This window comes from Mycobacterium sp., from assembly GCF_036488105.1.
Taxonomy (GTDB): Bacteria; Actinomycetota; Actinomycetes; order Mycobacteriales; family Mycobacteriaceae; genus Mycobacterium.
Window position 1 is genome coordinate 1 of the sequence record NZ_DASXHW010000160.1, and the last position, 5,640, is coordinate 5,640.

The 5,640-nt window shown below is 66.2% G+C and carries 8 protein-coding genes; 7 read left to right on the plus strand and 1 reads right to left on the minus strand.

The features are described 5' to 3' along the window. The 5 genes from VGH54_RS08425 to rplL form a co-directional block, all read left to right on the plus strand. Nucleotides 1–472 (plus strand): malonyl CoA-ACP transacylase (locus VGH54_RS08425; protein WP_331511488.1); only part of this gene is annotated, 472 nt, incomplete at its 5' end. Nucleotides 473–478: 6 nt separating this feature from the next. Continuing rightward, nucleotides 479–1,390: an ROK family protein gene (locus VGH54_RS08430; protein WP_331511489.1), complete on the plus strand. Its 912-nt coding sequence runs from the start codon at nucleotides 479–481 to the stop codon at nucleotides 1,388–1,390. Between the two features lie 84 nt (nucleotides 1,391–1,474). Continuing rightward, nucleotides 1,475–1,804: a hypothetical protein gene (locus VGH54_RS08435; protein ID WP_331511490.1), complete on the plus strand. Its 330-nt coding sequence runs from the start codon at nucleotides 1,475–1,477 to the stop codon at nucleotides 1,802–1,804. Between the two features lie 227 nt (nucleotides 1,805–2,031). Next, on the plus strand, nucleotides 2,032–2,625 hold the full coding sequence (gene rplJ / locus VGH54_RS08440) for a 50S ribosomal protein L10 (protein WP_331511491.1): 594 nt from the start codon (nucleotides 2,032–2,034) through the stop codon (nucleotides 2,623–2,625). 31 nt (nucleotides 2,626–2,656) lie between these two features. Next, nucleotides 2,657–3,049: a 50S ribosomal protein L7/L12 gene (gene rplL, locus VGH54_RS08445; RefSeq protein ID WP_331511492.1), complete on the plus strand. Its 393-nt coding sequence runs from the start codon at nucleotides 2,657–2,659 to the stop codon at nucleotides 3,047–3,049. Between the two features lie 51 nt (nucleotides 3,050–3,100). Here rplL and VGH54_RS08450 read toward each other — a convergent pair whose 3' ends face one another. Then, nucleotides 3,101–3,772, minus strand: coding sequence for a TetR/AcrR family transcriptional regulator (locus tag VGH54_RS08450; RefSeq protein ID WP_331511493.1), 672 nt, complete (start codon nucleotides 3,770–3,772; stop codon nucleotides 3,101–3,103). Between the two features lie 42 nt (nucleotides 3,773–3,814). Here VGH54_RS08450 and VGH54_RS08455 point away from each other — a divergent pair, with 42 nt between their 5' ends. Both VGH54_RS08455 and VGH54_RS08460 read left to right on the plus strand, forming a co-directional pair. Further along, nucleotides 3,815–5,365 carry a carotenoid oxygenase family protein gene (locus tag VGH54_RS08455; protein WP_414688678.1) on the plus strand — a complete coding sequence of 517 codons (1,551 nt, stop codon included), beginning with the start codon at nucleotides 3,815–3,817 and terminating at the stop codon, nucleotides 5,363–5,365. An 88-nt stretch (nucleotides 5,366–5,453) separates the two neighbouring features. Continuing rightward, nucleotides 5,454–5,640, plus strand: a 187-nt coding sequence (locus VGH54_RS08460) for an ATP-binding cassette domain-containing protein (protein WP_331511495.1), incomplete at its 3' end; no start/stop codon positions are given.

Here is a 5,640-nt window from a genome sequence, read left to right on the forward strand (position 1 = left end):
GCTGACGCAGCTGATCGTGACCGAACGCGTGGTCGCCGCCGAGGCCGCGGCGCGTGGTGTGAGCGCAGGCGACGCTCCCGGCGAGGATGAATTGCTGCCTGACATCACGGCTCGGCTGGAGATCGGCAGCATCGCCGCCGCTGCGCTGGCCGACCCCCGCGCGCGGGCGCTGTTCGCCCGCGTCACCGCCGACGTCGACGTCAGCGACGACGACATTGCCGCTTACCACGACCGAAATCCGTTGCGATTCGCCGAGTCTCAACCGGGCCGCCACGGCTGGCGCGCGCCGGCCGCGAATGCCCCGTCGCTGGCGCAGGTGCGTTCGACGATCGCTGAACACCTCCGGGCCGCCGCTCAGCGACGGGCGTTCCGGGTGTGGCTCGACCAGCGCCGAGCCGTTCTGGTGCGGCTGGCGCACGGATACGAGCATCCCGGTGACCCACGTCAACCCGACAACACCCACCGGCACTGAACGCCGATGCTGACCCTGGCCCTCGACATCGGCGGCACCAAGATCGCCGTCGGACTCACCGACCCGGCGGGCGAGCTGGTGCACAAGGCCATCCAGCCGACGCCGAAAGATCAAAAAGCAGAACATGTTTGGAACTTGGTTGGCCGGATGATAACCGACGCGACTAAAGTCGCAGAGGGCCCGATCCACGCGGTCGGCGTCGGCTGCGCGGGCCCGATCGACGCGGTCGCGGGAACCGTCAGTCCGGTCAATATAGCGTCGTGGCGCGGCTTTCCGCTGCGCGATCGGATCGCGGCCGCGATGCCCGGCGTGCCGGTGCGGCTGGCCGGCGACGGCATCTGCATGGCCCTTGCCGAGCATTGGCGTGGTGCCGGTCGCGGTGCCAATTTCCTGCTCGGCATGGTGGTCTCGACCGGTGTGGGCGGTGGGCTGGTGCTCGACGGGGTGCCCTATCACGGGCGTACCGGCAACGCCGGTCATGTCGGCCACGTCGTCGTCGAACCCGACGGGCAGCTGTGCCCTTGCGGCGGCCGCGGCTGCGTCGAGACCGTGGCGTCCGGACCGTGGATGACGCGGTGGGCGCTGGCCAACGGCTGGGCGGCGCCACCCGGCGCCGACGCCGTGACGCTGGCTGAAGCGGCCTACGCCGGTGACCCGGTGGCGCGGCAGGCGTTCCACCGTGGCGCCACCGCTTTGGCGGCGATGATCGCCTCGGTAGGCGCGGTGTGCGACCTGGATCTCGTTGTCATCGGCGGGGGAGTGGCCAATTCCGGTAGAACCCTGTTCGACCCGCTGGAGGCGGCGCTGGCCGACTACGCGGGGCTGAGCTTCATCCGCGGTCTGCGGGTGGTGCCTGCGGCACTGGGCGGCGACGCCGGCCTGATCGGTGCGGCAGCGCTGGTCTCATCCGTGACGTGAGTCGCTCAGCCTGACCATGTGCCGAGTTGCCCGCCTCTGAGCGATTTTCGGCTTCATGTCGGACCGATGTGCAACCGTCCGACGATGAAAAGCCTGCGAGGTATCGAACTGCGTTACGTCCTCACCTGGCATTTGGCACTTCACGGCCGCGCGTCCATCGCGGACCTGGTCGAGGCGCTTGCCTTTCACGGATTCGATGTCGACGATCCCGCCGGCAAATCGATATCGGATGCGCTGCGGTGGGAGCGGCGCCGGGGGAGGGTGCGCCGCCTCGCCTGGGGTGTCTACGGTCCTGGTTGCCTGCCGCGCGGCACCGAACATCGGATTCATCAGCGGGTGCTGGCCCTGCGGGCCGACGCAAATCGCTCAGAGGCGGGCAAATCGCCCAGTGGTTCTGAGCCGGGGCTGCTGTGACTGAGCCGTTTTGGCTGATGACGGCGGTCCACGGTATGGTGGTCGACGATCCACCGAAGACCGTCGGTCACCGAGCAATCGGTTGAAGGTCCGGGAATTCCCGGCGGCCCACGCAGGAGGACGAGGCAGACCTTCGTTGGCCGCGCGCCCACGGAATATTTACGCCCCGACCGCACCCTGCGTCGGGGCGTTCGCTATTTCCGGGCCGAGAACCCAAGGAGGAATGCATGGCCCAGGCTGACAAGGCCACAGCCGTTGCAGACATCGCGGAGCAGTTCAAGAGCTCTACCGCGACCGTGATCACCGAGTATCGCGGTCTGACGGTCGCCAACCTGGCCGAGCTGCGCCGGTCGCTGTCTGGATCGGCGACATACTCGGTCGCCAAGAACACGCTGATCAAGCGGGCCGCATCGGAAGCGGGCGTGGAAGGGCTCGACGAGCTGTTCGTCGGACCGACCGCGATCGCGTTCGTCAGTGGCGAGGCCGTTGACGCAGCCAAGGCGATCAAGAAGTTCGCCAAGGACCACAAGGCGCTGGTCATCAAGGGCGGCTACATGGACGGCCGCGCGCTGACCGTCTCCGAGATCGAGCGCATCGCTGACCTGGAATCCCGCGAGGTACTGCTGGCCAAGCTGGCCGGAGCGATGAAGGCCAATCTGTCCAAGGCGGCCGCGCTGTTCAACGCGCCCGCCTCGCAGGTGGCCAGGCTTGCTGCCGCACTGCAAGAAAAGAAGGCTGCCGAGGCTCCCGCCGAGGCCCCCGCTGCCGAGGCGGAGCCGACCGAAACACCAGCGGAATCACCCGCCGAAACCACCGAATAACCCCGTAACCACCTAGGAAGGACCAACAACCATGTCCAAGCTGTCCACTGACGAATTGCTCGACGCCTTCAAAGAACTCACCTTGCTGGAGCTCTCGGAGTTCGTGAAGAAGTTCGAGGAGACCTTCGAGGTCACCGCGGCCGCCCCGGTCGCCGTGGCTGCAGCCGGCCCCGCCGCCGGTGGCGCGCCCGCCGAGGCCGCCGAGGAGCAGTCGGAGTTCGACGTCATCCTCGAGGCCGCCGGCGACAAGAAGATCGGCGTCATCAAGGTTGTCCGTGAGATCGTCTCGGGCCTGGGCCTGAAAGAGGCCAAGGACCTGGTCGACGGCGCGCCCAAGCCGGTTCTGGAGAAGGCGCCCAAGGAGGCTGCCGAGGAGGCCAAGGGCAAGCTCGAGGCCGCCGGCGCCACCGTCACCGTCAAGTAGTCGATTCGCGAAAACCCCCGGAGTCAACTCGGCTCCGGGGGTTTCGTGTATCTAGCGCTGCACCGCCGCCTGCTGCGACTTTCGCACCAGCTCAGGTGAATCGCCCAGCGCAACAAGTAGATTCGCGGTCATCGCGGCGAGCACTGGCCCGACGGCGCTGCCCTGCGCTCCGTAGGAGCCGGCGAGTTCGAGCATGACGAAGCCGTGAATCGCGGCCCAGAATTGCGCGGCCGTCGCTACCACGGAGGCATCGTCGGTGGGCGAACCGCCGATCCGCCCGGCCTGCATTGCCCGGTGCACACCGCGTACGACGTGGGCGAAGCTGGGGTAGTGGTCGTTGATCTCGGCCAGACTCAAGGTGAGCACGTTGTGCGCCGGCGCATTGATGCCGTGCGCGCTGGTGCTGCCGAACATCAGCCGGTACATGTGCGGATACTCGATCGCATAGCGCCGGTAGGCGATCCCGGTGGCCATCAGATCCGCGACCGGGTCCGACGTGGACGGCATCGTCATCGCGGCATCGAACTGGCGCAACCCCTCGTCGGCGATCGCCGCGATCAACCCGGGCATTCCGCCGAAATACGTGTAGACCGCCATCGTCGACGTCCCCGCTGCGCTGGCGATTTTGCGGGTCTGCAAACCGTCAGGACCGTCCTGGTTGAGGATGTCCACGGCGACGCGCAGCAACTCGTCCCGCACGCTGCGCTCGGTCTGTGGCCTCATCGTTGAACATCTTGACACAATGGGTGCCGGACCGGTATAACAATGGCATATCAATGTTATACAAGCTTGGAGGCCGAAGTGTACACAGCCATCACCGCCGTACCAGCGAATCCATATCTCGACGACTTCCTGGCGCCGGTCAGCACCGAGGTCACCGCAACCGACCTAGCGGTTACCGGACACATCCCCGACTTCCTGGACGGGCGCTACCTGCGCAACGGTCCCAACCCCGTCGCCGAGGTCGACCCCGCCACCTATCACTGGTTCACCGGTGACGGCATGGTGCACGGCGTAGCACTGCACGGCGGCAAAGCCGACTGGTATCGGAACCGCTGGGTGCGCAGCGCGGCTGTGCGTGCGGCTCTCGGCGAGCCGGCAACCGCCACACGCAACCTGCGCGCCGGAATGCAGTCCCTGGGCGCCAACACCAACGTGCTGGCCCACGCCGGCAAGACGCTGGCTCTCGTCGAAGGCGGCGTGGCGAACTACGAACTCAGCGACGAACTCGACACGGTCGGTGCGTGCGATTTCGACAGCACCCTCCCCGGTGGCTATGCCGCTCATCCGCATCGCGACCCGCGCACCGGCGAACTGCACGCGGTCTCCTACTCCTTTGCCCGCGGTCGGACGGTCCAGTATTCGGTGATTGACGCTCATGGCCACGCCCGTCGCACGGTCGACATCGAGGTCTCGGGATCGCCGATGATGCATGACTTCTCGCTGACCGACAAATATGTGGTGCTCTACGACCTGCCGGTGACCCTCGACCCGATGCAGGTGCTGCCGAAAAAGATGCCCAACTGGATGCGGCACCCGGCCCAGTTGGTGGCCCAAGCCGTGGTCGGGCGCGTGCCGGTGCCCGGTCCGATCGCGGCGATGATCAACCGCAACGAGCGGTCCGCCTACCAGCTGCCGTATGCCTGGAATCCGACATACCCGGCGCGCATCGGAGTCATGCCGCGCGAAGGCGGTAACAAAGACGTGCGGTGGTTCGACATCGAACCCTGCTACGTGTACCACCCGCTGAATGCCTACTCCGAGGTCCGCAACTCCCACGAAGTGCTGGTGCTCGATGTGGTCCGCTATGAGCGGATGTTCGACCGCGACCGCCGTGGACCCGGCGACACCACCCCCACCTTGGACCGGTGGACCATCAACCTGACGACCGGAGCGGTGTCCACCGAGCGCCGTGACGACCGCTCTCAAGAATTTCCCCGGATCAACGAGACCCTGCTGGGCAGCCGGCATCGTTTCGGCTACACCGTCGGCATCGACGGCGGGTACGTCGACTCAGGCAGATCGAAAATGTCGTCGGCGTTGTACAAGCACGACTACGAGACCGGATCGAGCACGATTGCTCCGCTCGACCCCGAGCTGTTGATCGGCGAAATGTCGTTCGTCCCGCGTCCCGCCGCCGGGTCGGCTAGCTTGTCTGAGGACGACGGAATTCTGATGGGTTACGCGTATCACCGCGGACGTGATGAGGGCCAGCTGCTGCTGCTCGATGCGCAAACGTGCGAATCGGTGGCGACGGTCCACTTGCCGCAGCGCGTACCGATGGGATTTCACGGAAACTGGGCGCCGCAGGACTGATCAAAATCGGCCGACCTGTGCGCTACAGTGACTCAAGCCACAAGCTGGTCTTGGGCTGCTATGAGCAACATCAGCGGGAGGGTTTCGCATGGGCATCGGTATCTCGGTCGAGGGACTGACGAAGTCCTTCGGATCCCAGCGAATCTGGGAAGACGTCACGTTGGAGGTCCCGGAGGGCGAGGTCAGCGTTCTGCTGGGCCCGTCGGGTACGGGTAAGTCGGTGTTTTTGAAGTCGCTGATCGGCCTGTTGCGCCCGGAGCGCGGTTCGATCCTGG